This window comes from Agrobacterium sp. CNPSo 2736 (assembly GCF_004005385.1).
Classification (GTDB): Bacteria; Pseudomonadota; Alphaproteobacteria; order Rhizobiales; family Rhizobiaceae; genus Agrobacterium; species Agrobacterium leguminum.
In genome coordinates this window covers 108,881-135,751 of sequence record NZ_RZTX01000004.1, presented here as the reverse complement: position 1 = coordinate 135,751, position 26,871 = coordinate 108,881, and the positions used below count along the sequence as shown (strand labels likewise).

Below are 26,871 nucleotides of genomic sequence, written 5' to 3'. Positions count from 1 at the left end.
GGCAGTAAAAGCGGAGCACATGCATGTCGTTTTCGATAACCACCTGGAACATCAACTCGGTCAGGCTCAGAATGCCGATCGTTGAGCAGTTTCTGGTACGTTACAAACCCGACATTCTCTGCCTGCAGGAAACGAAATGCCCGAATGGCGAGTTTCCGATGAAGCCGCTGAAGGCGCTCGGTTATGAGCATGTCATCATCCATGGCCAGAAGGGCTATCACGGCGTCGCCATCGCCTCCAAAATCCCGCTGACCGAAGACCACCGGCAGGATTATTGCGGCATTGGCGATGCGCGGCATATCTCGGCGATTTTCCAAGTGGGATCGCGCCGCGTGCGGCTGCATAATTTTTACGTGCCAGCAGGGGGCGACGAGCCGGATCGCTCGATCAATCCGAAATTCGGTCACAAGCTCGATTTCATCGAAGAAATGAAGGCCCTGCGCGCTGATGGTCTACCCGGCACGTCGTCCATTCTTGTCGGTGATCTTAACATCGCGCCGCTTGAAAATGACGTCTGGTCCCACAAACAGCTTCTGAAGATCGTCAGCCATACGCCAGTCGAAACCGAAGGCATGCTTGACATCATGAAGAAGGGCAACTGGCTCGATCTGATGCGCCTGAACGTGCCGGAGACGGAAAAGATCTATACCTGGTGGAGCTATCGCGCCAAGGACTGGGAAGCGGCTGATCGCGGTCGTCGCCTTGACCATATCTGGTCTTCGCAGGATCTCGGTTCCTCGCTCGAAAAAATCGACATATTGCGCGAGGCCCGCGGCTGGAACCGGCCATCCGACCATGTTCCCGTCACCGCCCATTTCCGCTTCTGAACAGGCGTAGCTGTCTGGCGTCAAACGAAGCGGTTCTGCAAACGGGCCGCACCCGCCGCCAGCGACGCGATATTGTCGCGAATACGCGCCGACACGATATCGGCAACCTCTGGAAACTCCTCCACCAGCCGGTGGAAGAGGATGCGCGTTATGCGGATGACTTCGGAGTCCTCCACTGCCACGGCAGTAAACTTCCGTTCGCAGAGAGTGAAAAGCGCGAGCTCCGAAAGCAGCGCCCCCTTGCCCGGCGTCGCCTGCAGCACGGGCTTGCCATCCCGCCCCGCCGTGAAAAGCTCGAAATGGCCAGCCGTCACCGCAAAAGCGCATTCGGCCGGTGAGTGTTCCCGAAACAACGTCTGTCCGGCCGATATACGGCGCCGCTCCGCACCGAAGGCGATAAGTCGCAGCTGGTCATCGCTGAACCCTGCAAATAACGGCACTTGCCCCAGCAGCATGATATCGTCCGTCAAGGCCATGTCGATCGTTACTCCGGAAAAACGCCTGCATCACTATAGCGGTTTTCCAATATCGGCCCTCAAAATACAAGCCGCTAGAACGCCGCGCGCCTTTTCGGACGCGTAGCGTGAGCTTTGGACACATGACAGGTGCAAAGAGACCCCTGCTCAGGGAACGATCTTGTATCCGCCGTTCTCGGTCACCAGAATTTCAGCGTTGGACGGATCGCGTTCGATCTTCTGGCGCAGACGATAGACATGCGTTTCCAGCGTGTGCGTTGTCACCCCGGAATTGTAACCCCAGACCTCTTCCAGCAGGACGTCGCGGGTAACGACGGTGCTGCCGGCGCGGTAGAGATAACGGATGATCGCCGCTTCCTTTTCCGTCAGTCGGATTTTCTTGCCGTCCTCCGTCGTCAACAGCTTCTGGCTGGGCTTGAACTGATAGGGACCGACGGTGAAAACCGCATCCTCGCTCTGCTCGTATTGACGCAGCTGCGCCCGGATACGCGCCAGAAGCACGGCGAAACGGAAGGGTTTAGTCACATAGTCGTTCGCCCCGGCTTCCAACCCAAGAATAGTATCGGAATCGGTATCATGCCCGGTCAGCATGATGATCGGCGCCTTGAAACCGCCCTTGCGCAACAGCTTTACCGCCTCACGGCCGTCCATGTCTGGAAGGCCGACATCCATGATCAGAAGATCGACCTGCGCGGTCTTGGCGGTTTGCATCGCCTGCGCGGCATTGGCGCCGCTGAGCAGCGAGAATTCCTCATAGGGAGACAATTGCTCGGTCAGCGTCTCCCGAAGATCGTCGTCATCGTCCACCAGAAGGATAGTGCGAGCCGTCATTCGGATTCTCAGCCTTTCTTACTTTAGCGCATCGGCCCGAAAATCAGGCTCGATTTTCGAGAGACACGACGCGTAGTTTAAAAGAGTTAGAGCGTCCCTTATGCATCCCAAAAGACGCCCGGCGCTCTAATTATCAGCCAATTCAGCGGTTTGCCGATGAAAGGTCAACCCATTGCCATGATATAACGAAGTGCTATGACTTCACGTTAAATAACCTGCAAAGCAAAATCTCGTGAAAAACATGAGCACCCAGCCCGTAAGACGACGTAAACGCGCATCGACGCTCATGGTTCGGCCGGCCCCCTCGAAAATCAGCCGCGCCATCGTCCAGCTCGGGCATCTCACCTTTCCAGCCGCGATCGGATGCAATGGCCGCACTGCATTGAAACGTGAAGGAGACGGAAAATCTCCCATCTCCACCATCGGCCTGCTGCACGGGTTTTATCGCGGCGACCGCCTTCCCGGCATCGCCACGGCACTGCCGATGCAGCGAACACGGAAGTCCATGCTGTGGTGCGACGAGCCCCGTAGTCCCAATTACAACAGGCTGGTCAAGGCGCCCTTCGCCCCGAGCCATGAAGAAATGATGCGGAAAGACAGCCTCTATGACGTCTGCCTGGTGCTCGACTGGAATATCACCTCGAGAAGCCGCAACCGCGGCTCGGCAATCTTCATGCATCTGATCAGACCGGGATATGAGCCGACCGCGGGCTGCGTCGCCCTCCATCCCCGTGATATGCGGCGCGTTCTGCCGCATCTGCGCAAGGGCACGAAAATCCGCATCCTGTGAATTTCAGCCTGCAATCGGGCAACAAAAAACCCGCCATCAAGGCGGGTTTTTTTAGAGGGAAAAAGCCGGTTATTAAGCGGCTTCGTCCTGAGAATCGTCCTCTTCGACGGTCTTGCCGCGCTTGGGGCCCTTGGCAAGGTTCACTTCCACCAGGCGAACAGCCTCGGTTTCAGACATCTTGTTGACAGCGGCGATTTCGCGCGCCATGCGGTCGAGAGCAGCTTCGTAAAGCTGACGCTCGGAATAGGACTGCTCCGGCTGATTTTCCGCACGGTAGAGATCGCGCACGACTTCCGCAATCGCGATGAGATCGCCGGAATTGATCTTCGCATCATATTCCTGCGCGCGGCGCGACCACATGGTACGCTTCACACGCGCCTTGCCCTGCACCACTTTCAGCGCCCGCTCGACAAAATCGCCTTCGGAAAGCTTGCGCATGCCGATGCTGACAGCTTTTGCGACGGGAACTTTAAGACGCATCTTGTCTTTTTCGAAATCAATGACAAAAAGCTCAAGCTTCATGCCGGCGACTTCTTGTTCCTCGATTGCAGAAATGGTACCGACACCATGAGCGGGATACACAATCGCTTCACCGGTCTTGAAACCGTGATGTGCTGGAGATTTCTTCTGCTGGGTCGTCATTCGTTCTAAAAACTCCCTGTTACATACCCGGGGATGCCGGGGTTGGGTCGGTCAGGCCCTGATGAGACGGGGGAACCGTCAGGTGACTCCGCACTGGTCCAGCCGTGCACGCAAAAACACACCTTCCCGTCTTGCGGGGTTCGATAACGTAAACGCTCGATATGTCACGGAAACCGCGTGCAAAAGAGGTGTTGCTTTCGTGGTGTTTTTGGGCACACAAATGCCACGCTGTGGATCAGTGTCGTTGGTGTACCACAAAAATAGGCGCAAATCAATAATTTGCTTCGACCGTGGCCGCAACATCACATGGCAGCCAAAGAACCGCCTAAAAATTAGCCGCAGAAATACTGTCAAAATGCTTCGTGACAGGCCCTCATGGCAAAAGAAGCAAAAAAATTTCGTTTCCAAACTGAAGAAACACGAAAGCCTCTTAAACTCTTCGTAATTCCACGCCAATATCCGATTCGACTGAAAAGGCAAAATCCGCAAATTGGCGATGCTTTTTTATATTAAAGTGTGATTTTTGGAGGAATCCACGTCAAATGGGCTACAGAAATAATCCAAAACGCGAAAAACAGATCGAAAAAGCGCGCCAGCAGGCAATTGCCGAAAATGTCCAATTTCTTGATCCGGGTATTCTTTATGGAAGGGCAAGTGCCGACGATATAGAATATTATTCCGCAGAGATGCTGGCTGCGAGCGCCGCTCACAGTTTCGAGGCGCTTTCGCACTGGACCGGAGACGCTCCGTACATCGGCATCTCCCAGGTGGAGGGCGTTTCGCCGCGGGATATTCCGGTAACGGTCCTGACCATTATCGGCCGCAATATGCCCTTCCTTTACGATTCCGTCATGGGCGAGGTCACCAGCAGCTATCGCGGTCTTTACCTCGCGGTGCACCCGATCCTGGTGCGCGACGAAAGCGCGCAGGCGGGCTACCGTCTTGCGGAACCCGAGGATGATCCCGCTGAAAATATCAGCCTCATCCAGCTGCATATCGCGCCGCTCACATCGCAAGCCGCCACGGCGCTGGAAGAAAGACTGCGCTTCGTGCTGACGCAGGTCCAGTTCGCCTATCGCGACTGGCGGCCCATGCTGGCGAAACTCGACGAGGCGCTGGATGAATTGTCCAAACGCGGTTCGTCACGGCGCAAGACCGAGCGTGCGGAAGCCGTCGAATTCCTCAACTGGCTTCGCAACGACAATTTCACCTTCCTCGGCATGCGCGACTACACCTATTCCGGTAAGGGAAAGAACGCGAAGATCGAGCGCGGTGATGGCGTCGGTCTCGGCAGCCTCAGCGATCCGGACGTGCGCGTGCTGCGCCTCGGAAAGAACGCCGTGACGACGACGCCCGAAATCCTTGCCTTCCTCGACGGCCCGGATTTCCTCATCGTCACCAAGGCCAATGTGAAATCCATCGTGCACCGCCGCGCCTATATGGATTACATCGGCATCAAGCGCTTCGACGAGGACGGCAATGTCATCGGCGAACTGCGCATCGTCGGCCTCTTCACCGCCACCGCCTATACGCGCTCGGTCAAGCAGATACCGCTGCTGCGTGCCAAGGTCGCGGAAGTCGAGCGGCATTTCGGCTTCGATCCGAACAGCCACTCCGGCCGCATCCTGCAGAACACGCTGGAAGCCTATCCGCGTGACGACCTCTTCCAGATCGAAACCGATCTTCTGATCCGCTTCGTCGAGCAGATCATGGAACTGAGCGACCGGCCGCGCGTGCGCGTGCTTGCACGTATCGACCGTTTCGACCGTTTCGTTTCCGCCATCATCTTCGTTCCGCGCGAGGAGTATAATTCCTATGTGCGCGAGAAGATCGGCGACTATCTGAGCAGGGTCTATGACGGGCATATTTCCGCCTATTACCCCGCCTTCCCCGAAGGCGCCGTCGCCCGCGTCCATTTCATCGTCGGCCGCACGGAAGGCAAGACGCCGCGCATCGCCCAGGACAGGCTCGAAGACGCCGTCAGTGACATTGCGGCGCGCTGGATAGACCATTTCGTCGCCCTTTCCGAGCCGGGTGCACCGGTGCTTGAGGTCGATCAGGCCTATCAGGAAGCCTTCACGCCGGAAGAAGCGATCGGCGACATGCCGGATATTCTCGGCGCCGCGAAGGGCGAACCGGTTCGCATCGAATTTTACCAGCAGGAAGGTCAGTCGGCGGAAACGCTGTCGCTGAAGATTTTCCACCGCGACGGCCACCTGCCGCTTTCACGCCGCGTGCCATTGCTCGAAAATCTCGGTTTCAACGTCATCAGCGAACGCACCTTCGATATCGGCGTCGTTTCGGACGGCGAAAAGCGCGACATCGTACTGCACGACATGGAACTGTCCGTCGCCAAGGGAACGACGCTCGATCTGCCGCAGTATGGGCAGAAACTCGAAGAAGCGTTCCTCGCCGCCTTCTCCGGCAAGGTCGACAATGACAATTTCAACCGCCTGATCCTCGCCTGCGGCCTCACCGTGCGCGAAGTCTCCGTGCTGCGCGCCTATGCGCGTTATCTCCGCCAGACCGGCATCGTCTATTCGCAGGAGCATATTTCCGAAACGCTCTATAAGTATCCGGCGATTTCCCGCAATATTTTCGCGCTGTTCAAGGCCGGCTTCGATCCGTCCGTCGATGAAAAGAAGCGGCTGAAGAAGCTCGCCGAAATACACAAGGCGATCGAAGCGGCATTGAGCGGCGTTCCCAATCTCGACGAGGACCGCACGCTCAGGCGTTACGTCAACGCCATCGACGCGACGCTTCGCACCAACTACTTCCAGAAAAATGCCGATGGTACGCCGCGTGACCTGTTGGCCTTCAAGTTCGATCCCAAGCATCTGGACGGCCTGCCCGACCCACGGCCTTTCCGTGAAATCTTCGTCTACGGAACAGAAGTCGAAGGCGTGCATCTGCGCTTCGGCAAGGTGGCACGCGGCGGTCTGCGCTGGTCGGATCGCGGCCAGGATTACCGCACCGAAGTGCTCGGCCTCGTGAAGGCGCAGCAGGTCAAGAATGCGGTGATCGTGCCGGTTGGCGCCAAGGGCGGTTTCTTCCCGAAGAACCTGCCCGCCGGCGGCTCCCGCGACGAGGTGTTCAACGCCGGCCGCGAGGCCTACAAGACCTATATCCGCACCCTGCTGTCCATCACCGACAATATCGTCGACGATGCCATCGTGCCGCCAGCCGACACGCTGCGGCTTGACGGAGACGACCCCTATTTCGTCGTCGCCGCCGACAAGGGAACGGCAACCTTCTCCGATACGGCGAACGGTCTTGCCCATGAGGCCGGTTTCTGGCTGGACGACGCCTTCGCATCGGGCGGTTCCGCCGGTTACGACCACAAGAAGATGGGCATTACCGCCCGCGGCGCCTGGGAAACGGTGAAACGCCATTTCCGTGAAATGGACACCGACATCCAGACCACCCCCTTCACGGTGGCGGGCGTGGGCGATATGTCCGGCGACGTTTTCGGCAACGGCATGCTGCTGTCGGAAAAGATCAGGCTGATCGCCGCCTTCGATCACCGCGACATCTTCATCGATCCGGATCCCGATACCGACAGGTCCTTTGCCGAACGCAAGCGCCTTTTCGAACTGCCGCGTTCCAGCTGGCAGGATTACGATCGTTCGGCCCTCTCCGCCGGCGCGATGATCATCTCGCGCTCCGAAAAATCGGTGACGCTGACACCGGAAGCCGTGGCCGCCATCGGCATCGACAAATCCGTCGCCACACCCTTCGAGATCATGACGGCCATCCTGAAGGCGCCAACCGATCTTCTGTGGTTCGGCGGCATCGGCACCTACATCAAGGCGGCGGTGGAAACCAATGCCGAGGTGGGTGACAGGGCGAACGACCCCATCCGCGTCAACGCAACCGAACTGCGCGCCAAGGTCATCGGCGAAGGCGCCAATCTCGGCATCACCCAGAAGGGGCGCATCGCCTATGCGCTTTCAGGCGGGCGATGCAATTCCGACGCCATCGACAACTCGGCCGGAGTGAACTCCTCGGACGTGGAGGTCAACATCAAGATCGCGCTTGCCTCCGCCGTTAACAGCGGCCGCCTGACGATGCCGAAACGCAACCAGCTTCTCGCTTCCATGACGCCGGAAGTGGCGCAGCTGGTATTGCGCAACAACTACCTGCAATCGCTGGCGATCTCGCTGACGGAGCGGCTGGGCCTTTCGAACCGCGAAGAACTCGGCCGCCTGATGGGCGCGCTGGAGGCGGCCGGACAACTGAACCGCAAGGTCGAGACCCTGCCGAACAATGCCGAATTCAGCGAAAGATACGCCACCGGCAAACCGCTGACCCGGCCGGAAATCGGCGTGCTCCTCTCCTATGCCAAGCTCACCTTGTTCGATGCACTGGTAGCAAGCACGCTTCCCGACGAGCCCTATCTCCAGCATCTTCTGGTCGATTATTTCCCGGCCAAGATGCAGAAGAACTATGCGGACGATATCAAGTCGCATCGTCTGCATCGCGAAATCGTCGCGACCGCACTCGCCAATGCCGTCGTCAATCGCGGCGGCCCGGGATTCGTGCAAAAACTTGCCGATGCGAGCGGCCTTCTGGCGGCCGATGTCGTCAAGGCTGCCGTGATCGTCGAGGATGGTTTCGGTCTCAAACGCCTGTGGAGCGAAGTCGACGCGCTTGACGGCAAGGTCGGCGGTGAAGTCCAGAACGGGCTTTATGCCACGATCACGCGTATCTTCTCGGATGCGAGCAGGCTTTACCTGCAAACCGGGAGCGCGGGTGCGGCCGCAGGTGACATGGCGACCGAAATCGAGCGCCTGAAAACCGCGATCAAGACGCTGTCACCGGCAGCGGCGAAGTATCGCCGCGAACTCGGCGTCACGGAAATCGACGGCGTTCCTTCCGGTCTTCTGGAGGAACTCGATACGCTTTCCCTGCTCGTCTATGTGCCGGAGATCATGCGCATCGCCGAAAGCGCGGGCACCACGCTTGCCCGCGCCGCCGAAAGCTATGCCGCCGTCTCGTCGACCTTCCGCGTCGCGCGTCTGCTGGATGCAAGCCAGCGCATCACCCCGGCGGATCATTACGAGAGCCTGGCTCTCCTGCGCAGCCAGGACCAGATCTCCTCGTCGAGACGCCGGATCGTCATCTCAGCGCTTACCGAGCATGCGAAGGAGAAGGACCCGGTTCAGGCCTGGTATGCGGCGGACCGCGTGCGGGTCAACCGCATCGTCTCCGAACTCGGCGCGCTCAGCGACAGCGGCGATACCAACCTTGCCCGTCTGACGGTCGCGGCCGGGCTGCTGGGCGATATCGTTCAGGCACGCTGATCGGCAGCCTTAAAAAACGCCATCCGGGTCCCCCGGATGGCGTCAGACAAGACGGATGCGCCCGCATCGCGCATTTTATTTCCCGATTTTCCGATAGGACGATGAATGACTGTCCCTCCCCCAAATGCGGAAACAGCGGTTGCCAAACGCGGCATCTGGGGCTGGGTGATGTTCGACTGGGCGGCGCAGCCGTTTTTCACGGTCGTCACGACCTTCGTTTTCGGGCCTTATTTCGTCGCCCGGCTCACCGACGATCCGATTTCGGCGCAGGCGACATGGAGCAACATGGCGACGGTGTCGTCGATCATCATCGCCCTCTTCTCCCCCATTCTCGGCTCCATCGCCGACCAGTCCGGCGCGCGCAAGCCGTGGATCGCCTTTTTTGCCGTCATCAAGATTGTCAGTCTTTTCTTCCTGTGGTTCGCAACACCGGGATCGCCGCTCATCCTGCCGATTATCTGTATTATCCTCGCTTCCATCGCGGCGGAATTTTCTATCGTCTTCAACGATTCCATGATGCCGCGCCTGACCAACCCGCAAAATGTCGGGCGCATTTCCAATCTCGCCTGGGGGCTTGGTTATCTCGGCGGGATGGTGGTGCTGATTGCCGTGGTGACGCTTCTGGCCGCCAATCCACAGACCGGGCTGACCATCGCCGGCATCAAGCCGCTTTTCGGTCTCGACCCGGCAACCGGCGAGGATGCCAGAATAACCGGCCCGCTCGCCGCGCTCTGGTATCTCATCTTCATTCTGCCGATGTTTCTTCTCACTCCCGACGCTGAAAAGGGCTTGCCCTTCGCAGCCGCGATCCGCTCGGGACTGGGGGAGCTGAAGATCACGCTTCGCGAGCTGCGCTACCGCCCCATGCTTTTGCGGTTCCTGATCGCGCGCATGCTCTATCAGGATGGCGTCAATGGCGTTCTCATACTGGGCGGAGCATTTGCCGCCGGTATGTTCGGCTGGGCGACGATGGAAATCGGCCTCTTCGGCATCCTGCTCAACGTCGTCGCCATCGCGGGCTGTTTTGCCGCCGGGCGGGTTGATCAGAAACTCGGCTCGCGCATCACCATCCTTATCAGTCTGGTGCTTTTGCTGCTCGCTACGCTCGGCATCGTCTCCACGGAAAAAGGCTCGACGCTGTTTGGCTGGGTACAATTGTCGACGGCGGACAATGGCGGCATCTTCGCGACAGGCGCGGAAAAAGCCTATCTGCTCTATGGCGTTTTGATCGGCCTCGCCTTCGGACCCGTCCAGGCATCGTCCCGCTCTTATCTCGCCCGCAATATCACTGTTGCAGAAGCGGGCCGTTACTTCGGCATCTACGCGCTTTCCGGACGCGCCACGAGTTTCATGGCGACGCTGTCATTTTCCATAGCAACCTATATAAGCGGCTCCGCCCATATCGGCATGGCCACGCTCATCGTATTTCTGGGGGCAGGTTTCCTGCTCCTGTTGCGCGTGCCGGAAAGAACGGCAGGCTGAAAGCCAGAAGCAGCAGCCGATGCGGCGGTCAAATCCAGCATCGGCCAGAATGACGCAGAATCAGAGCTGATCGAGCTTTTGCTGCAATGCGCGCAACTGCGCCTTCAGCTCATCGATTTCGGATGCATTCGGCTTGCGGGTTTCCTTGGGTGCTTGCGGCATTGCGAAAGGCGTGAAACCCTGCATCGCCTGCCGGAACAGTTCGGTATTGCGGCGGATCTGCTCTTCCATCATTTGCAGCGGCGCCTGAAAATTGCGGGCAAGCGAACCATCGCCGAAAGCCTTGGCCATATGCTCCTGCATCTGGCTCTGCTGGTCGGAAAAGGTCTTCATCGAATGTTCGAGAAATGTCGGCACGACCATCTGCATCTGGTCGCCGTAATAGGAGATCAATTGTCGCAGAAACGCCGTCGGCAGCAACGTATTGCCGGTTTTGGCCTCCTGTTCGACGATGATCTGCGTCAGCACCGCATGCGTGATGTCTTCGGAGGACTTGGCATCCTGAACCTTGAAGTCCTCACCGCGCTTGACCATCTGCGCCAGATCATCGAGCGTCACATAGGTGCTGGTGCCGGTATTGTAGAGCCGCCGGTTGGCGTATTTTTTAATGATTGTTTCGCCGTCGTGTTTCGCCATGCCCGCCTCCTCGCGATGATGGTATTTTCTTGTTTTTTGGTCTTCTTGCTCTTCCCGGCGCAAAGTGTATGCGCAAAACGAGCCCTCTGACAAATGTTTTGTGCATCGCAACAGTTTGTTTTTTGCGCAGCAATTTTCCGCAAGATTTCGGCGTGATTTAGCAACATCTTTTAAAGCAACTTTCGCCATTTGACTTGTATTGAAAGCTTTGCCAGTCTCCGCCCGCAAGTGAGGAGAAAACTGATGACCCTGCCTTCAATCGTGATTGCCAGCGCCGCGCGCACAGCCGTCGGCTCTTTCAATGGCCACTTCGCCAATACGCCAGCCCACGAACTCGGGGCGACCGTCATCAGCGCCGTGCTGGAGCGCGCCGGTGTCGCGGCGAAGGAAATCGATGAGGTCATTCTCGGTCAGGTCCTGACGGCGGGCGAGGGGCAGAACCCGGCGCGGCAGGCTGCCATGAAGGCCGGCATTCCACAGGAAGCGACCGCCTTCGGCCTCAATCAGCTCTGCGGCTCCGGCCTGCGCGCCGTGGCCCTCGGCATGCAACAGATCGCGACCGGCGACGCGAACATCGTCATTGCCGGCGGCCAGGAATCCATGTCCATGGCGCCTCACTGCGCCCATTTGCGCGGCGGCGTGAAGATGGGCGATTTCAAGATGATCGATACCATGCTGAAAGATGGCCTTATCGACGCCTTTTACGGCTATCATATGGGCATCACCGCTGAAAACATCGCCCGCCAATGGCAGCTTTCCCGCGACGAGCAGGACCAATTCGCCGTCGCATCGCAAAACAAGGCCGAAGCCGCGCAAAGCGCCGGCCGTTTTGCAGATGAGATCGTGGCTTTCACGGTGAAGGGCCGTAAAGCCGATATCGTCATTGATACAGATGAGCATATCCGCGCTGGGGCTTCGCTGGAAACCATGGCCAAGCTGCGCCCCGCCTTCGACAAGGAAGGGACGGTCACGGCCGGCAACGCCTCCGGTCTGAACGATGGCGCCGCCGCCACGCTTTTGATGTCGGAACAGGAAGCAGGAAAGCGCGGCATCAGGCCGCTCGCCCGTATTGCCTCCTGGGCGACGGCAGGTGTCGATCCGCAGATCATGGGCACCGGCCCCATTCCCGCCTCCCGCAAAGCGCTGGCCAAGGCCGGCTGGTCGATCAGCGATATTGGCCTTGTGGAAGCCAACGAAGCCTTTGCGGCCCAGTCCTGCGCCGTGGTGCGCGAACTTGGTCTTGATCCTGCCATCGTCAACGTCAATGGCGGGGCGATTGCCATCGGCCATCCGATCGGCGCCTCCGGCGCGCGCGTTCTCAACACCCTGATTTTCGAAATGCGCCGCCGTAACGTGTCGAAGGGTCTCGCAACGCTCTGCATCGGCGGCGGCATGGGTGTCGCCATGTGCATCGAAGCGCTCTGAAACCGCCGCACGACTTGCCAAAAAGCAATTCCGGTTCAGCGCGCAATAGGGTAGAAGCGGCCTCCCATTGGCCGCATTTCTGTGGCCGGTGAGCACGACGAACAAGTTCTGCACGATATGGAAGCATCCTTGCATATGCAGGCGCTTCAATGACAGGTCATGGAGGCCGATATGAGCCGGGTTGCTTTGATTTCCGGCGGGACGAGCGGCATAGGCGCCGCAATCGCCCGCGCCCTGCAGGCGGCCGGCTACCGGGTGGCCGTCAATTACGCCTTCACGACGGACAGGGCGGAAGCATTCCAGAAAGAAACCGGCATCCCCGCTTTTCAGTGGGACGTGCGCGACTATGACGCCTGCGTCAATGGCATAGCCCAGGTGGAAGAGACCTTCGGTCCCGTCGAGGTGCTCGTCAACAATGCCGGCATCACCCGCGATGCGATGTTCCATAAAATGTCGCCGCAGCAATGGCGCGAGGTTATCGACACCAACCTCAACGGCGTCTTCAACATGACCCATCCCGTATGGCCGGGCATGCGCGACCGCGGCTTCGGCCGCATCGTCAATATCTCCTCCATCAATGGCCAGAAGGGTCAGGCGGGACAGGCCAATTATTCCGCCTCGAAAGCGGGCGACATCGGCTTTACCAAGGCGCTCGCCCAGGAAGGCGCCAGCCGCAATATCACCGTCAACGCCATCTGCCCCGGCTATATCGGCACGGAGATGGTAAGAGCGATACCGGAGAAGGTTCTGACTGAGCGCATCGTGCCGCAAATTCCCGTTGGACGGCTGGGTGAACCGGAAGAAATCGCGCGCTGCGTTCTGTTTCTGGTTTCCGACGAGGCCGGTTTCATCACCGGTTCGACCATGACGGCCAATGGCGGGCAATATTTCGCCTGAGGCCGTCGATCCCGCCTTCCCGGCCGCCTGAACCCAGTAAACTTTCCGTGATCTCAGCTTCCATAATTTTGCTGCGCACAAAAACTTGAAGATGAAACACTGGAATGATGCACTGCCTAAACTAATGAAAATACGATAGTTTTTGTATAGTTTAGAATGAGTCTAGAAAATCCTTGGCGACTCATTAAGAGGTTTTTCTTGACATTTGCTGTCCTGTTTTGGTTTAAGAACGAAAACAACGTGTTGCGTCATACAGGCAGTCCATCATGCTGGTTTGCAGCTGCAATTACATCACCGATCACGATATCCGGGACGTCATCAACGAGCTCCTCGACGAGGACTGTTGGCAGCTCATCGTTCCTGCAAAAGTGTATCACGCCATGGAAAAGCGCGGTCGCTGCTGCGGCTGTTTCCCCACCGTTGTCGACCTGATCATCAAAACCACTGAAGAATATCATGCCCGTCGCCACTCGACTGAGGCCGATGTTTTTGATTTTATGTCCCGCCTGAAGCAATTCCATGAAGAGAACAGGAGAGCGGACATTGAAAGGCGACAAAAAAGTCATCGAGCGGCTTAACGAGGCCCTTTTTCTCGAACTCGGTGCGGTAAACCAGTACTGGCTTCACTATCGTTTGCTGGAAGACTGGGGCTACACGAAGCTCGCCAAAAAGGAACGTGCTGAATCCATCGAGGAAATGCAGCACGCCGACAAGCTGGTCGCACGCATCATCTTCCTTGAAGGCCATCCCAACCTTCAGACCGTCGCGCCCCTGCGCATCGGCCAGAACGTCAAGGAAGTTCTGGAATCCGACCTTGCCGGCGAATATGACGCCCGCACCTCCTACAAGAAATCGCGTGATATCTGTTATGAGGCCGGAGACTATGTCTCCATGAAGCTTTTCGAAGAACTGCTGATCGACGAGGAAGGCCATATCGACTTTCTCGAAACCCAGCTCGAACTGCTCGGCAAGATCGGCGAGGAAAAATACGGCCAGCTCAACGCCGATTCCGCCAACGAAGCGGAATAAGCACTGGCGATACGACAGAAAAGGCGGCCTTGGCCGCCTTTTTTATTTGCCGGAAAGGTGCTGGAACTCCGCCACGACCTGTTCGTATACCCCGCGCTTGAACGGCACGATGAGCTCCGGCAGGCTTTCCATCGGCTTCCAGTCCCACGCATCGAATTCGGCCGTGTGCCCGGTCGGCGGCGGATCGATCTGGATCTCGCTTTCGTCGCCTTGGAAACGGAACGCAAACCAGCGCTGCGCCTGCCCGCGATATTTACCCCTGAGGCCGATACCAATCAGTTCGGGTGGCAGGTCATAGTGAATCCAGTCGCTCGCCTCCGCAAGCAGGCTCACCGTTTTCATGCCTGTTTCTTCGTAGAGTTCGCGAATGGCGGCCGTCAAAGGCCGCTCGCCGTCATCGATGCCGCCCTGCGGCATCTGCCACAAATGCGGTGAGCCATCATATTCGGGATTACCTTCCTTGATACGCCGTCCGACCCAGACAAGGCCCTCAGCGTTCAGCACCATAATTCCCGCACAGGGACGGTAAGGCAAATCTTCTGCTTTGATTGTCATGGGAAACCCGCACTGTCTGAGCGCCAGAAATGGCCGCACGCAAGGTTTACTGCCCTGCCTGCCCGGAAACAAGCGCAGAAACACCGACAATCTCGATGCCGCGCCCGCCAGCCTCGCGCGACCACCTGGAGATCGCGGCAACGCTTTCATCGAAAGCCGAAGCAACGCCGATCGCCTGGCCGTTACGCCGTGCAATTCGCTCCAGTTCGTCCAGCTTGCGCAGAATGGCAGCTTCGGTGACTTCGCCGTCGAGCAGAATATCGGCAAAACCCTGTGGCGCGGAAATCGCCTTGGCAATACCGCCGCTCAGCGACTGCGCCGAAGAACCATCATCCAGAAACAGCAGGCCGCGCTTGCCGATATCCCGCATGACCGGCTCAAGCGCCGCCTGCTCGGCAAGGAAACGCCCACCGAGATAATTCATGATGCCAGTGTAATTGGTGATCTTCGCCATGGAGCGATGCAGCCGGTCGATATTGACCTTGGCGGGATCACCCGCCAGCAGGGTGTCCGGGCCGGGATTGGTGCCGGGGTAACCGAAAGGCTCAAGCGGTATCTGCAGAAGGATTTCATGTCCCTGTCGGCGCGCTTCCTGCATCCAGCGTTGCAGGCTGTTGCCGCTGGCGGCAAAACCGAGCGTCACCTCCGGCGGCAGCTCCCGTATCGCTTTTTGCGACCCGGTCTGGCTGAGACCCAGCCCGCCGACCACGATCGCCACCCGGGTGCCACGTGCACCGGACCAGGGCCGCGCATATTGCTCCATCGGCCGCAAACCGTCCGCACCGACAACCGGCAATCTGCCGAATGCGGTTTCTTCCAGCAACTCCTCATTGGGTCGCGTCGCCATGCGCGGATCCTGACCATAGGTCTGGCCGCTCATCAGCACCGGCCCATCACCCTCGCGCGGGCGGGGAGAGTAAACCGATACGACATTGCCGTCGGGCATCGTCTCGCGATTGATATTGGCGCCGGAGCGACCGCTTTGCGGCTGGAGACCGGCAGCATCGCCGGGAGCCGTTCCATCGGCCGGTGCGATTTCAGGTGCTTTTTCGGCAAGCTGAGGCTGTGCATCCGGCCCGCTCGCCGTCTTCTGCAAATTGCCGGGCGAAAGCGCCGTATAGACGGACAGGCCGCCGATTGAGAAAACCGCAAGCACCGACAGAGCCATAATGACGGAAAAGCGCCGGTTGATACCGGCGCTTTTTTTCTGACGACCCAGAAGCGGTTTTCGCAGGTCCGAAGGCAATGAACGATCCGTCCAAACGGTTGGCAATATATGGAATGCGCCGGCTGACCGGCGCACTATCTTACTGCTTGTTGACCACAGCCTTTTCCGGGTTCGGCGGGAAAGACGGATCCGTCTTGCTGCCGCGCAGCAGGTCCAGAGCATAGTTGAGCTGGATGTCGTCCTTGGCTTCCGGCGGAACATAAGCGGAGGAACCCGAACCTTCGTCGGTTTCGCTCTGGCCCTTGATGTGGCCGGAAAGACCGGATTCACCTTCGGTGGTCACCTTGCCCTGCAGCTCGGCCGGCAATGGCTGCTCCACCTTGATGTCAGGCTCAATGCCCGTACCCTGGATCGATTTACCCGACGGGGTGTAATAGAGCGCCGTGGTCAGGCGCAGCGCGCCCGCCTCGCCGAGCGGAATGATCGTCTGGACCGAACCCTTGCCGAAGGAACGCGTGCCGACCACGGTCGCACGGCGCAGATCCTGCAGGGCGCCGGCAACGATTTCCGAAGCCGAAGCCGAACCGCCGTTGACGAGCACGATTACCGGCTTGCCATCGGTCAGATCGCCTGCCGTCGCGTTGAAGCGGCGGGTCTCGTCGGGGTTACGGCCACGGGTCGAAACGACCTCACCGCGCTCGAGGAAGGCGTCGGAGACATTGATCGCCTGATCGAGCAGACCACCCGGGTTGAGGCGCAGGTCGAGCACATAACCCTTCAGCTTGTCGGCAGGCACATCCGCCTTGATCTTCTTGATCGCCTTTTCGAGATCGTCATAGGTCTTCTCGGTAAAGGAGATGACGCGCAGATAACCGACATTGTCACCTTCGACACGGGACTTGACGGCCCGCACGGCAATGACATCGCGCATGACGGTGAATTCGAGCGGCTTGTCGGCGCCCTGACGGATGATCGTCAGCTTGATCGGCGTCTTGACTGCGCCGCGCATCTTTTCGACCGCCTGTTCCAGCTTCAGGCCACGAACCGGCGTACCATCAATTTCCGAAATGAAATCGCCGGCGAGAATGCCTGCGCGGGAAGCCGGTGTATCGTCGATCGGCGTGATGACCTTGACGAGCTCGTTCTCCATGGTCACTTCGATGCCGAGACCGCCGAATTCACCCTTGGTCTGGGTGCGCATGTCGTTGGCATCCTTGGCATTCATGAAGCTCGAATGCGGATCGAGCGAGCTCAGCATGCCGTTGATGGCGTTTTCCACCAGCTTCTCGTCATCCGGCGGCGTCACATATTGTGCGCGCACGCGCTCGAACACGTCGCCAAAGATCGACAGTTCCTTATAGGTCGAAGGCCCGGCCGCCTGTGCCGGCATGCTCGCCGAATAAATCACGCTCATCGCCGTGGCGCCCATAAGCCCACCGATAAGGAGAAGCGAAACCTTACGAATCATTGTGCGCCCTTCCGGTATTTTTTGCGGTCCACCATGGTTGGGAATCAACCGGTACACCATCTTTCCTGAACTCAATGTAGAGCGTTGGCCTGTCGGTTTCCAGCGCCAATGCTGCTGCACTCGCTACTCTTTTTGCACCCATGGAGGCGATGGGCTCTCCGGAGAATACGAACATTCCCTGCCGCGTCCTCACATTGTCCATGCCCGTCATCACCACATGATATCCATCGCCCGTATTGAGGATGATCATCCGGCCATAACTGCGAAAATCTCCGGCAAACACCACGAAGCCGTCTGCAGGCGCCGTCACGATGGCTTCCGGTCCGCTCGCGACGACAATTCCCTTGGAAAAGTGGCCCGTTCCATCCGCATCGCCGAAGCGCCGCAGCACCTCGCCGGTAACCGGCAGCTCCAGCTTTCCCTTCAAACTCGCGAAGGGATATGCGGGCGCAATGCGGTTTTTATCGGGCATTCCAGCCTCGGCCGCGGCCCGCTCCTTTTCGCGTTCCGCCTCCGAAAGACGGGCCAGGCGCTGCTCTTCCGCCCGCGCCTTTTCCATCGCCTCCCGCACCGAGGTAATCTCGCCTTCAAGCGAACTGACCAGCCCCTCGAGGCTCGTCGCCTTGCTCGCAAGCTCTTCAGATCGCTTGCGTTCCGCCTCCAGCTCCGCCGCCGTCTGGGTGTTCTTGCGATCGTTTTCGGCAATCAGCAGGTCGAGGCGTTTTTCCTCTTCCAGACTTGCCGTCATCATACCCGTAAGATCGTCCTTTTCGCGAGCGATTGCCTGCCTCAGATCAGTCAATTCTTTGAGAGCGGCGACCAACTTGTCGGTTTCACCGCGAATGCCGGGCACGACGGCGCCGAGAAGAATGGCGCTTCGCACGGACGCAAGCGCATCTTCCGGCGAGACGAGAAGGGCGGGGGGTGGGTTTCGGCCCATGCGCTGCAACGCCGCCAGAACCTCCGCCAGCACGCCGCGTCTTTCCCGCAGCGACGCCTTGACGCCATCCTCGCGCACGGAAAGTTTGGCCAGACGATCCTCACCGTCGCTGATCTTGGTTTCCAGCGCCTTGCGCCGAGCAGCCGATGCGATCAGCTCTTCCCGGATGCGTGCGCTGTCCTGATTGAGGGAGGCGATGCTTTCCTCAAGCTTCCTTGTCTTGTCTTCCGAAAGACCAATGCTGTCGACCAGTTCCTCCAGATCCTGCCGGTTCTGGTCGCGGCGCTTCTCCAGCGTCTGCAGCGCATCCGGCGACGAATCATCGCCAGCGGCCGGAACGGCGCCTGCATCGTCTCGCGAATAGGTCGGACCGATGCCCATGACGAAAGCAGCGATAACCGCGCCCGCAAGGGCAGCGTGCCGTTTTCGTTGAGGCCTGTTGTCCATGTGAACTTTCTTTGATGCCGAAGCAGAAGCGCCGATATTAGGGATTTTGCCGCGATCTTCCAAGAGGCCCTGGAAAGGCCGCCGCCGAAGCCGTGCGCTGCCAGCGGTGTCGCGGAGCTTCATGTTGAAATTGAGACAATTATCCGAATCGAAACCCGATCAAACGCGATGATAGGGATGACCGGAGAGGATCGTGACGGCGCGGTAAAGCTGCTCGGCGATCAGGATACGAACTATCTGATGCGGCCATGTCAGCTTGCCGAGATTGAGAACGGCCGTCGCCTTGTCGTAAAGCGCGGGATCGAGCCCGTCAGCTCCGCCTATGGCGATCACGAGGTCTCGCTTGCCGCTATCGCGCAAATCGCCAAAAAATGAAGCGAAGGCAGGACTGTCCAGCGCCTTTCCGCGCTCGTCCAGCAGCACGAGGGCAGCACCATCGGCCAAATGTTTTTCCAGCATCGCGGCTTCTTCGCGCTTGCGGGTCTCCGCATTGGAAGCGCGGCTTTCGGCAACCTCGATCACCCGCGAAAACTCCAGCCCGATCGCCGGGCCGGCCTTTGCCAGACGCTCGATATAACGGGCCGCAAGATCCTTTTCGGGGCCGGATTTCAGCCGTCCCACCGCAAAAATTGAAATCCGCATCGCAAACCTGCATTCGTCGTGACCCAACAGGGTCACGCTCTTAACAGCATAGCCTGCGGATTCCTATGCGGCCGGTCTGATTTCCGGCCAGAGGCACCGTTTCCGAAGTCAGATATGATCTTCGGCAAAAGCGATGCACTCGCTCAAAGGCTTACCGCATCAATGCAGCGTCTCTTCCGGCATGTCCGGCGTCGCCCACATTTTTTCAATGTTGTAGAAGGCGCGGATTTCCGGGCGGAACACATGAACGATGATGTCGCCGGTATCGATCAGCACCCAGTCTCCGGTCTCGAGACCTTCGACGCGGGCGTTTCCGAACCCTTCATCCTTCATATCCTTGAGAAGATGCTCGCAAATCGCCGAGACATGCCTGTTCGACCGCCCGGAGACCACGACCATGTAGTCCGCAAGCGCCGATTTTCCGGCAATGTTGAGAGATACGATATCTTCAGCCTTGGAGTCCTCGAGGCTCGCGAGGACGGTTTCGAGGGCATGGCCGGCGGCATCGTCGCCACTGTCCTGGCCCTTCGGGATAGCAACAAATGCTCTTCCCTTGGCGTGTACTGTTGTCAGAGGTTTTCCTTTCCAAGAATGACAAAACAGGCACTGCGCGACGCGATTCTCTGCGTCACACAATGAAGGTGGCATCAAAGCATTAACTTTTCAAGATATGGACCCTTCGACACCCGGCACATACATCATTTGTGATCGAAGGCGTCATTTACGACCGTTGCGCAGCGCCGTGGAGCTGAGCGTCGAGCGCGGGCCGTGAATGAAAACCCAGGCAGGGGCCGCTTTTTTCCACAAAACGCCGGCATCGTCCTCATCCACCCGTGCATGGCTGAAGGCCTGCGCCATGGTGGAGGAGAGATAAGAAAGCGTGGAGCCTGGCCGATCGATCACGGCAATCGGGAATGTCTCGGCGATCCGCCGCCATTTCTGCCAGCGATGGAAGCTTTTCAGATTGTCCGCTCCCATGACCCAGATAAAACGGACATGCGGATTTTTCGCCTTCACCTTGGCAAGCGTATTCGCCGTATAGCTCATCCCCAGTGATTTTTCGAAGGCCGTCACCTTGATGCGCGGATCGTGGACCAGCTTTTCGCAGGCGGCGATGCGATCTTCCAGAGACGCCAGCTCCGAACGGCTTTTCAGCGGGTTCCCCGGTGTGACAATCCACCAGAGCTGGTCGAGACCGAGCCTGCGCAACGCAATCTCGGCCACAAGCGCGTGACCCGCATGCGGCGGATTGAAAGAACCGCCGAACAGGCCGACGACCATGCCGCGCTCCACATGCGGCATGGTGAGATAACGTCTGTCGAGGCGCTTGTCAGCCGGCAAATATCAGGTCCGTGTCTGGCCGGTGCCATGCACCCGGTATTTGAACGAGGTAAGCTGCTCGACGCCGACCGGGCCGCGCGCATGCATCTTGCCCGTGGCAATGCCGATTTCAGCACCCATGCCAAATTCGCCGCCGTCCGCGAACTGCGTCGAGGCATTGTGCAGCAGAATGGCCGAATCGAGCTCGTTGAAGAAACGCGCGACCACATCGGGATCCTCGGCGATCACCGCCTCGGTGTGGTTGGACGAATAGGTGCCGATATGCTCGATCGCGCCCGAAATACCCTCCACCACGGCGACCGAAATGATCGCATCGAGATATTCGGTACGCCAATCCTCTTCCGTTGCCGGCGTGAGACCCGCCACCACATCGCGAACGGCCTGCGAACCGCGCACTTCGCAGCCGGCTTCGATCAAGGCTTTGACGAGCGGCGTAAGATGCGTGGAAACGGCAGCGGCATCCACCAGCAGCGTTTCGGCCGCCCCACAAATACCGGTGCGGCGCATCTTGGCGTTGACGACGATACGTTTCGCCATGTCGAGATCGGCCGACTTGTCGATATAGACATGACAAATGCCTTCCAGATGCGCGAAAACCGGCACACGGGCTTCCGACTGCACGCGCGCCACGAGGCTTTTGCCGCCGCGCGGCACGATGACGTCAACCGTGCCGTTCAATCCACCCAGAAGTGCGCCGACAGCGGCGCGGTCGGTCACCGGCACCAGCTGAATGGCATGCTCGGGAAGACCGGCGATCTTCAGGCCTTCCACGAGGCAGGCATGGATAGCACGCGATGAATGTTGCGAATCCGAGCCGCCGCGCAGAATGACGGCATTGCCCGCCTTGAGGCACAAAGCGCCGGCATCCGCCGTCACGTTTGGGCGGCTTTCGTAAATCACGCCGATGACGCCGAGCGGCGTGCGCACGCGCTCGATCTTCAGCCCATTCGGACGATCCCAGGCGGCGATGACTTCGCCAACCGGATCTGGCAGCGCCGCAACCGAACGGATGCCTTCGGCAATACCGGCGATCCTTCCATCGTTGAGCGTCAACCTGTCCACGAAGGAAGCGGCAAGGCCTGCGCTTTCCGCCGCGGCCAGATCTTTCCTGTTGGCGGCAAGGATCGCATCCCTGGATGCCTCGATGGCGGAGGCCATGGCAAGCAGCGCGCGGTTCTTCTGGTCTGTGCCGGCAATGGACAACGGTCGCGAAGCAGCTTTCGCCTGAGCGCCGATGGTGATCATCAGCGCGTCAATATCATGGCTCTGCTTCACGGCCTGTTCAGGCATGGACCTCATCCTTCTTTGCATTTTTAACTTTGACGGCAGCGCCCGTCATCACCAGATCGTCACGATGAATCATGGCCGCCCGCCCGACATAACCGAGGATCGCCTCGATCTCGTTGGACTTGTGACCGATGATAAGACGCGCCTCTTCAGCATCGTAGCCCGCAAGACCACGAGCGACTTCACGGCCTTCCGCACCGATAATGGCGATTGCGTCACCACGGCCGAAATTGCCCTTCACCAGTCGCACACCCGCTGGAAGCAGGCTTTTTCCGGCATAGAGAGCCTTTTCCGCGCCGGCATCCACGTGGATTTCGCCGGCCGGCTGCAATTGCCCGGCAATCCAGGTCTTGCGCGCCGTCACCGGCGTGCCCGAAGGTGCGAACCATGAGGAGCGCGCGCCGTTTTCAATAGCCTTCAAGGGATTAAGCGTCTTGCCGGAAGCGATGATCATGCCGCAGCCGGCAGCGGTTGCGATCTTGCCCGCGTCGATCTTGGTGCGCATGCCGCCGCGTGAAAGCTCGGATGCCGCACCGCCTGCCATGGCCTCGATTTCGGGCGTAATATCGGCAATCGTCTCAAGGAATTTCGCGTCGGGGTCGAGATGCGGCGGAGCCGTGTAAAGCCCGTCAATATCCGAAAGCAGCACCAGAAGATCGGCGCCCGTCATGGTCGCCACACGCGCCGCCAGACGGTCATTGTCGCCATAACGGATCTCGGTGGTCGCCACGGTATCGTTTTCATTGATGATCGGGATAGCGCCGATCTTCAGCAACTGGTTGATGGTGGCGCGCGCATTGAGATAACGGCGACGCTCTTCGGTATCGGAGAGCGTCAGAAGAATCTGGCCGGCGACGATCTCATGCCGCGACAGGCTTTCCGACCATGCGCGCGCCAGCGCGATCTGGCCAACAGCCGCCGCCGCCTGGCTTTCTTCCAGCTTCAATGCACCGGAAGGCAGGCCAAGCACGGTGCGGCCAAGCGCGATGGCGCCCGAAGACACAACCTGCACATCCGCGCCATTTTTCTTCAGCGCGGCGATATCCTCGCAGATGGCGTCGAGCCAGTCTTTCTTGAGACCGGTCTTCCGGTCCACCAGAAGCGCCGACCCGATCTTGATGACGATCCGGTGATGGCTCGCCAGCAGCTTGCGCATCAGGCTCATAGACGGTCGTCCTCTTCCTCAACCTCGCTCTCGGAAGGCATCGAACGATCGGGAAGGGCGGTTTCGCCGCCATTGCTCGCCGAGACAATGATATCGCGAAGGGCGCGCAGCGCTTCCGTCATGCCGATATGGGCGGCAGCGGAAAGAAGTAGCGGGGGACGGCCGCAGGCCTTCTCCAGTTCCTTGGCCTTCTTTTTCAGCTCTTTTTCATCCAGCACGTCGATCTGCGACAGCGCCACGATTTCCGGCTTGTCGGTCAGCCCGCCGCCATAGGCGTCCAGCTCGGCCTTAACAGTCTTATAGGCCTTGCCGACTTTCTCCTCCTGCGCGGAAACGAGATGCAGAAGCACGCGGGTACGCTCCACATGGCCGAGGAAGCGGTCACCGATGCCAACACCCTCATGCGCGCCTTCGATCAGGCCAGGAATATCGGCCAGCACGAATTCACGGCCATCGATGGTAGCGACGCCCAGGTTCGGATGAAGGGTGGTGAAGGGATAATTGGCGATCTTCGGCCGCGCACGGGTGACCGTCGCAAGGAACGTGGATTTACCCGCATTGGGCAAACCGACGAGACCGGCATCGGCGATCAGTTTCAGGCGAAGCCAGACCGTTTTTTCCTCGCCTGCGAGGCCGGGATTGGCATGGGTGGGCGCCTGATTGGTGGACGACTTGAAATAGGCATTGCCGAAACCGCCATTACCGCCGGCGGCAAGACGAAACCGCTGGCCTTCTTTCGTCAGATCGACGATCAGCGTCTCATTGTCTTCCTCGAAGATCTGCGTACCGACGGGTACCTTCAGCACCACATCCGAACCCTTGGCGCCGGTGCGGGTCTTGCCCATGCCGTGCTGTCCGATGGAGGCCTTGAAATGCTGCTGGAAACGGAAATCGATCAGCGTGTTGAGGCCGTTGACCACCTCAACCCAGACATCGCCGCCGCGCCCGCCATCGCCACCGTCAGGACCGCCGAATTCGATGAATTTTTCGCGCCGGAACGAAACGGCGCCCGCGCCGCCATCACCGGACTTGATATAGACTTTTGCTTCATCGAGAAATTTCATCGGACTGCCGTTCTGTCGGTTTGCGGACGCAACAATCTTGCCGTTGCGTCGAACAAAAATATCGTCGTTTCGAATACAAGCGCTTCTTCACGAGGTCAAAGACTATCGTGCGGGAAGCCCATGCGCGAGACAAGGCCGGTTTGGATCAAACCGGCCTTGCAATGCTCCTCAAGTGCGATGCGGCTGAATGAAATCCTCAGCCGTAATCACCGTACCGATATGCGCCACCATGGCGGCGCGCGCCGTGGCGTAGACCTGGTGGCAACCGGTCACCCGGAAGCCGAGTTTTTCCTGCACGCGCAGCGAGGCGGGATTATCCGCAAATACGCCGGAGTGAAGGGTCACTCCGGGCATGCGGCGGAAGAACCGCTCGACCACGGCGGCCACCGCCTCGGTCATGTAACCCTTGCCCCAGTAGAAGCGGTTCAGCCAGTAGCCGAGATGCCACTCGCCGTGCCGCAATTCCACCGAGACGACACCGATCAGGGTATCGTCGCCGCTGGTAATGGCGAAATCCCAGTCGGGCAGGGTGCCGGAGGTGCGCAAGACCAGCCATTCCAGCGCATCCTGCTTGTGGTAGGGCGCGGGAACGCGGGCCAGCATTCTGGTCACGGCGAAATCGCCAAGCGATTCCGCAATGCTGCCGGCGTCGGAAAGCCGCTGCGGCCGCAGCACCAGACGCGATGTCTCGATGACGGGGCAGGGGCCGGGCGGCGCCACGATGGGGGCAGTCCGCCGTCGGGTCAGTTCGAGCGCACTCATCCCATGTCCCCCCAGCTCTTCAGCGAAACCCAGGTCTTGCGGTCGAGCCTGTACCATTCGACCGGCACCATGCCGCCAAGCGCCAGAGACCCGACCATGCCGGAGCCCTGGAACTGGAAACCGCACTTCTGGATGACGCGGCGCGACGCGATGTTGGTGACCCGGCAACGAGCATCGATCTGATCGATTTCACGCGTGCGGAAGGCCATGTCGATCAGCGCATGCGCCGCTTCCGTCATATAGCCGCGGTTCCAGTAGGGTTCCCCCAGCCAGTAACCGATCTCCAGCGTCTTTTCGTCTTCCTGGGGTTCGAGCGCGCAGCAGCCCAGAAACTCGCCATTGTCCATGCGGGTAATCGCGTAGACGCACTTGCCAATCTCGCCAGCTTTGGAGCGTCGCACAAAATCCGCGGCGTCTTTGGCCGTGTAAGGGTGCGGCATACGCGACACCATGGTCGCGATATTGGCATTGTTGGCAAGATGGGCAAGGGCGTCGATGTCTTCTTCGTGAGGCTTGCGTAAAACCAGCCTCTGCGACAGTAAAACGGGGCAATAGCTCCTCGACCGATCGGGCCTCGGCCGCTCTTCGGGTGACCGTGATTGGTCGACCCTCAACAATTCAGCTTGCATGGTTCAGTCCCTCCTTGGGGTTAAAGAAAAAGGGGAGTTGGGTGGTGCCCCATCTCCCCTGTTTTCTTGACTGAACCTGATACGTCTCAGCCGGGTCGATGGGACACCGGCTGCATATGACGCTTACCGGCTTATTCTGCGGCTTCCGCTTTCGGGGCCACGGATACGAATACGCGGCCGTTGGCCTTCGTACGGAAGTTCACGTTACCTGCGGTCAGTGCGAAAATCGTGTGGTCCTTGCCGATGCCAACATTGGCGCCCGGATGCCACTGCGTGCCGCGCTGACGCAGAATAATGTTGCCTGGAATGACAGCTTCGCCGCCGAACTTCTTTACGCCAAGGCGCTTGGATTCGGAATCGCGACCGTTACGCGAGGAACCGCCAGCTTTTTTGTGTGCCATTGGAGTTCTCCTTTAAACCTTGTTTCCCGTGTCGCGCCGATCAGGCAGCAACGATGTCCGTGATGCGGACGACAGTGTGATGCTGACGATGACCGCGCGAACGCTTGGAGTTCTGACGACGACGCTTCTTGAAGGCGATGACCTTCTTGCCGCGATTGTGCTCGACAACTTCAGCCTTGACGATGGCGCCCTTGACGAAGGGTGCACCAAACTTGGCGTCGGCGCCTTCGCCAACAACGAGAACTTCGGTGAATTCTACAGTTGCGCCTGCCTCTGCTTCCAGCTTTTCGATGGTCAGCACGGCGTCGGCCGCTACGCGGTACTGCTTACCGCCGGTCTTGATGACTGCGAACATTTTTTATCCTTTCATGTTCGTTCCGACTCTGCCCGCAAATGCAAGCTGGCCGTCTTTTTATCAGTCGGAGTAGCGGAAATCCGTCAGGACTGAATGCCCCTTTGAATGTCTGCCGGTGAAGCCGCCTTTTGAAGGGCGGAATAAACAGAAGGCGCACTACGCCATCAATTTGGGTGCCGATTACGCGAGACGCCCGTTTATGTCAAGATGACGACGGCTTGAAAAGTAACTGTAACGCCAAGAATTTCATGCTTTTTCGGCGGGTGAAGCAGTCGGGTCTCGAAATTTGTCCAGCAAGTGTTTATATGG

Annotated in this window: 26 protein-coding genes; 8 read left to right on the top strand and 18 right to left on the bottom strand. The window is 59.0% G+C overall.

Annotation, left to right across the window (positions count from 1 at the left end):
- The first annotated feature begins 23 nt into the window (after window positions 1-23).
- Window positions 24-827, top strand: a complete 804-nt coding sequence (locus EM858_RS09060) for an exodeoxyribonuclease III (RefSeq protein WP_080815514.1) — start codon at window positions 24-26, stop codon at window positions 825-827.
- Between the two features lie 20 nt (window positions 828-847).
- Here EM858_RS09060 and EM858_RS09055 read toward each other — a convergent pair whose 3' ends face one another.
- Window positions 848-1,303, bottom strand: a complete 456-nt coding sequence (locus tag EM858_RS09055; RefSeq protein ID WP_080815512.1) for a cyclic nucleotide-binding domain-containing protein — start codon at window positions 1,301-1,303, stop codon at window positions 848-850.
- Between the two features lie 147 nt (window positions 1,304-1,450).
- Window positions 1,451-2,134: a response regulator transcription factor gene (locus tag EM858_RS09050; protein ID WP_003505216.1), complete on the bottom strand. Its 684-nt coding sequence runs from the start codon at window positions 2,132-2,134 to the stop codon at window positions 1,451-1,453.
- Between the two features lie 286 nt (window positions 2,135-2,420).
- On the opposite strand from EM858_RS09050, the gene EM858_RS09045 reads away from it, so the two are divergent.
- On the top strand, window positions 2,421-2,924 hold the full coding sequence (locus EM858_RS09045) for a L,D-transpeptidase (RefSeq protein ID WP_127756614.1): 504 nt from the start codon (window positions 2,421-2,423) through the stop codon (window positions 2,922-2,924).
- Between the two features lie 72 nt (window positions 2,925-2,996).
- Here EM858_RS09045 and EM858_RS09040 read toward each other — a convergent pair whose 3' ends face one another.
- Window positions 2,997-3,566 carry a CarD family transcriptional regulator gene (locus tag EM858_RS09040; protein WP_003505223.1) on the bottom strand — a complete coding sequence of 190 codons (570 nt, stop codon included), beginning with the start codon at window positions 3,564-3,566 and terminating at the stop codon, window positions 2,997-2,999.
- A gap of 542 nt (window positions 3,567-4,108) precedes the next feature.
- Between EM858_RS09040 and EM858_RS09035 the strand changes: the two genes are divergently transcribed.
- Together EM858_RS09035 and EM858_RS09030 are read left to right on the top strand one after the other, a co-directional pair.
- A complete protein-coding gene (locus tag EM858_RS09035) occupies window positions 4,109-8,869 on the top strand; it encodes an NAD-glutamate dehydrogenase (protein ID WP_127756490.1) in 4,761 nt (1,586 codons plus the stop codon).
- Window positions 8,870-8,974: 105 nt separating this feature from the next.
- A complete protein-coding gene (locus EM858_RS09030; protein ID WP_127756489.1) occupies window positions 8,975-10,351 on the top strand; it encodes an MFS transporter in 1,377 nt (458 codons plus the stop codon).
- A gap of 60 nt (window positions 10,352-10,411) precedes the next feature.
- Here the strand turns inward: EM858_RS09030 and phaR are convergent, their stop codons facing one another.
- Complete coding sequence (gene phaR, locus EM858_RS09025; protein WP_003520279.1) at window positions 10,412-10,987, bottom strand: polyhydroxyalkanoate synthesis repressor PhaR; 576 nt, start codon at window positions 10,985-10,987, stop codon at window positions 10,412-10,414.
- A gap of 243 nt (window positions 10,988-11,230) precedes the next feature.
- Between phaR and EM858_RS09020 the strand changes: the two genes are divergently transcribed.
- The 4 genes from EM858_RS09020 to bfr all read left to right on the top strand — a co-directional run bounded on the left by EM858_RS09020 (window position 11,231) and on the right by bfr (window position 14,338).
- Window positions 11,231-12,412 (top strand): acetyl-CoA C-acetyltransferase, encoded by a 1,182-nt coding sequence (locus EM858_RS09020; protein ID WP_127756488.1) that lies wholly within the window; start codon window positions 11,231-11,233, stop codon window positions 12,410-12,412.
- A gap of 171 nt (window positions 12,413-12,583) precedes the next feature.
- A complete protein-coding gene (gene phbB, locus EM858_RS09015; RefSeq protein ID WP_127756487.1) occupies window positions 12,584-13,309 on the top strand; it encodes an acetoacetyl-CoA reductase in 726 nt (241 codons plus the stop codon).
- Window positions 13,310-13,575: 266 nt separating this feature from the next.
- Window positions 13,576-13,887 (top strand): (2Fe-2S)-binding protein, encoded by a 312-nt coding sequence (locus EM858_RS09010; protein ID WP_003505234.1) that lies wholly within the window; start codon window positions 13,576-13,578, stop codon window positions 13,885-13,887.
- Entirely contained in the window at window positions 13,853-14,338 is a 486-nt protein-coding gene (bfr, locus tag EM858_RS09005; protein WP_003520274.1) for a bacterioferritin, read from the top strand. The genes EM858_RS09010 and bfr overlap by 35 nt, the downstream gene beginning before the upstream one ends.
- A gap of 42 nt (window positions 14,339-14,380) precedes the next feature.
- On the opposite strand, the gene EM858_RS09000 is transcribed toward bfr, so the two are convergent.
- From EM858_RS09000 to rplU, 14 genes are all read right to left on the bottom strand, one after another.
- Complete coding sequence (locus tag EM858_RS09000) at window positions 14,381-14,893, bottom strand: RNA pyrophosphohydrolase (protein WP_127756486.1); 513 nt, start codon at window positions 14,891-14,893, stop codon at window positions 14,381-14,383.
- 46 nt (window positions 14,894-14,939) lie between these two features.
- Window positions 14,940-16,139, bottom strand: a complete 1,200-nt coding sequence (locus tag EM858_RS08995; protein ID WP_127756485.1) for a divergent polysaccharide deacetylase family protein — start codon at window positions 16,137-16,139, stop codon at window positions 14,940-14,942.
- Window positions 16,140-16,200: 61 nt separating this feature from the next.
- The gene (locus EM858_RS08990; RefSeq protein WP_080815499.1) at window positions 16,201-17,529 is read right to left on the bottom strand and encodes a S41 family peptidase; all 1,329 of its coding nucleotides are present in this window, start codon (window positions 17,527-17,529) and stop codon (window positions 16,201-16,203) included.
- A complete protein-coding gene (locus EM858_RS08985; protein WP_080857110.1) occupies window positions 17,519-18,916 on the bottom strand; it encodes a murein hydrolase activator EnvC in 1,398 nt (465 codons plus the stop codon). The genes EM858_RS08990 and EM858_RS08985 overlap by 11 nt, the downstream gene beginning before the upstream one ends.
- A gap of 159 nt (window positions 18,917-19,075) precedes the next feature.
- Window positions 19,076-19,558, bottom strand: a complete 483-nt coding sequence (gene rlmH / locus EM858_RS08980) for a 23S rRNA (pseudouridine(1915)-N(3))-methyltransferase RlmH (RefSeq protein WP_127756484.1) — start codon at window positions 19,556-19,558, stop codon at window positions 19,076-19,078.
- A gap of 159 nt (window positions 19,559-19,717) precedes the next feature.
- Window positions 19,718-20,206, bottom strand: coding sequence for a ribosome silencing factor (rsfS, locus tag EM858_RS08975; protein WP_127756483.1), 489 nt, complete (start codon window positions 20,204-20,206; stop codon window positions 19,718-19,720).
- A 69-nt stretch (window positions 20,207-20,275) separates the two neighbouring features.
- On the bottom strand, window positions 20,276-20,899 hold the full coding sequence (locus EM858_RS08970) for a nicotinate-nucleotide adenylyltransferase (RefSeq protein WP_164865375.1): 624 nt from the start codon (window positions 20,897-20,899) through the stop codon (window positions 20,276-20,278).
- A gap of 3 nt (window positions 20,900-20,902) precedes the next feature.
- Entirely contained in the window at window positions 20,903-22,189 is a 1,287-nt protein-coding gene (locus EM858_RS08965) for a glutamate-5-semialdehyde dehydrogenase (protein ID WP_164865374.1), read from the bottom strand.
- On the bottom strand, window positions 22,182-23,351 hold the full coding sequence (gene proB / locus EM858_RS08960) for a glutamate 5-kinase (protein WP_127756482.1): 1,170 nt from the start codon (window positions 23,349-23,351) through the stop codon (window positions 22,182-22,184). Before proB ends, EM858_RS08965 begins: the two co-directional genes overlap by 8 nt.
- Window positions 23,348-24,415 (bottom strand): GTPase ObgE, encoded by a 1,068-nt coding sequence (obgE, locus tag EM858_RS08955; RefSeq protein ID WP_080815495.1) that lies wholly within the window; start codon window positions 24,413-24,415, stop codon window positions 23,348-23,350. Before obgE ends, proB begins: the two co-directional genes overlap by 4 nt.
- A gap of 168 nt (window positions 24,416-24,583) precedes the next feature.
- Window positions 24,584-25,177, bottom strand: coding sequence for a GNAT family N-acetyltransferase (locus tag EM858_RS08950; RefSeq protein ID WP_127756481.1), 594 nt, complete (start codon window positions 25,175-25,177; stop codon window positions 24,584-24,586).
- Window positions 25,174-25,806: a GNAT family protein gene (locus EM858_RS08945; RefSeq protein WP_127756480.1), complete on the bottom strand. Its 633-nt coding sequence runs from the start codon at window positions 25,804-25,806 to the stop codon at window positions 25,174-25,176. Before EM858_RS08945 ends, EM858_RS08950 begins: the two co-directional genes overlap by 4 nt.
- Window positions 25,807-25,937: 131 nt before the next feature.
- Window positions 25,938-26,207, bottom strand: coding sequence for a 50S ribosomal protein L27 (gene rpmA, locus EM858_RS08940; protein WP_003492686.1), 270 nt, complete (start codon window positions 26,205-26,207; stop codon window positions 25,938-25,940).
- A 40-nt stretch (window positions 26,208-26,247) separates the two neighbouring features.
- Complete coding sequence (gene rplU, locus EM858_RS08935) at window positions 26,248-26,562, bottom strand: 50S ribosomal protein L21 (RefSeq protein WP_003492690.1); 315 nt, start codon at window positions 26,560-26,562, stop codon at window positions 26,248-26,250.
- Window positions 26,563-26,871: the final 309 nt, after the last annotated feature.

Bases quoted from the DNA above. Each gene is read 5' to 3' on its own strand.
- EM858_RS09060 (WP_080815514.1), top strand. From the start codon at position 24: ATGTCGTTTTCGATAACCACCTGGAACATCAACTCGGTCAGGCTCAGA.
- EM858_RS09055 (WP_080815512.1), bottom strand. From the start codon at position 1,303: ATGGCCTTGACGGACGATATCATGCTGCTGGGGCAAGTGCCGTTATTT.
- EM858_RS09050 (WP_003505216.1), bottom strand. From the start codon at position 2,134: ATGACGGCTCGCACTATCCTTCTGGTGGACGATGACGACGATCTTCGG.
- EM858_RS09045 (WP_127756614.1), top strand. From the start codon at position 2,421: ATGGTTCGGCCGGCCCCCTCGAAAATCAGCCGCGCCATCGTCCAGCTC.
- EM858_RS09040 (WP_003505223.1), bottom strand. From the start codon at position 3,566: ATGACGACCCAGCAGAAGAAATCTCCAGCACATCACGGTTTCAAGACC.
- EM858_RS09035 (WP_127756490.1), top strand. From the start codon at position 4,109: ATGGGCTACAGAAATAATCCAAAACGCGAAAAACAGATCGAAAAAGCG.
- EM858_RS09030 (WP_127756489.1), top strand. From the start codon at position 8,975: ATGACTGTCCCTCCCCCAAATGCGGAAACAGCGGTTGCCAAACGCGGC.
- phaR (WP_003520279.1), bottom strand. From the start codon at position 10,987: ATGGCGAAACACGACGGCGAAACAATCATTAAAAAATACGCCAACCGG.
- EM858_RS09020 (WP_127756488.1), top strand. From the start codon at position 11,231: ATGACCCTGCCTTCAATCGTGATTGCCAGCGCCGCGCGCACAGCCGTC.
- phbB (WP_127756487.1), top strand. From the start codon at position 12,584: ATGAGCCGGGTTGCTTTGATTTCCGGCGGGACGAGCGGCATAGGCGCC.
- EM858_RS09010 (WP_003505234.1), top strand. From the start codon at position 13,576: ATGCTGGTTTGCAGCTGCAATTACATCACCGATCACGATATCCGGGAC.
- EM858_RS09000 (WP_127756486.1), bottom strand. From the start codon at position 14,893: ATGACAATCAAAGCAGAAGATTTGCCTTACCGTCCCTGTGCGGGAATT.
- EM858_RS08990 (WP_080815499.1), bottom strand. From the start codon at position 17,529: ATGATTCGTAAGGTTTCGCTTCTCCTTATCGGTGGGCTTATGGGCGCC.
- EM858_RS08985 (WP_080857110.1), bottom strand. From the start codon at position 18,916: ATGGACAACAGGCCTCAACGAAAACGGCACGCTGCCCTTGCGGGCGCG.
- rlmH (WP_127756484.1), bottom strand. From the start codon at position 19,558: ATGCGGATTTCAATTTTTGCGGTGGGACGGCTGAAATCCGGCCCCGAA.
- rsfS (WP_127756483.1), bottom strand. From the start codon at position 20,206: ATGCCACCTTCATTGTGTGACGCAGAGAATCGCGTCGCGCAGTGCCTG.
- EM858_RS08965 (WP_164865374.1), bottom strand. From the start codon at position 22,189: ATGCCTGAACAGGCCGTGAAGCAGAGCCATGATATTGACGCGCTGATG.
- proB (WP_127756482.1), bottom strand. From the start codon at position 23,351: ATGAGCCTGATGCGCAAGCTGCTGGCGAGCCATCACCGGATCGTCATC.
- obgE (WP_080815495.1), bottom strand. From the start codon at position 24,415: ATGAAATTTCTCGATGAAGCAAAAGTCTATATCAAGTCCGGTGATGGC.
- EM858_RS08950 (WP_127756481.1), bottom strand. From the start codon at position 25,177: ATGAGTGCGCTCGAACTGACCCGACGGCGGACTGCCCCCATCGTGGCG.
- EM858_RS08945 (WP_127756480.1), bottom strand. From the start codon at position 25,806: ATGCAAGCTGAATTGTTGAGGGTCGACCAATCACGGTCACCCGAAGAG.
- rpmA (WP_003492686.1), bottom strand. From the start codon at position 26,207: ATGGCACACAAAAAAGCTGGCGGTTCCTCGCGTAACGGTCGCGATTCC.
- rplU (WP_003492690.1), bottom strand. From the start codon at position 26,562: ATGTTCGCAGTCATCAAGACCGGCGGTAAGCAGTACCGCGTAGCGGCC.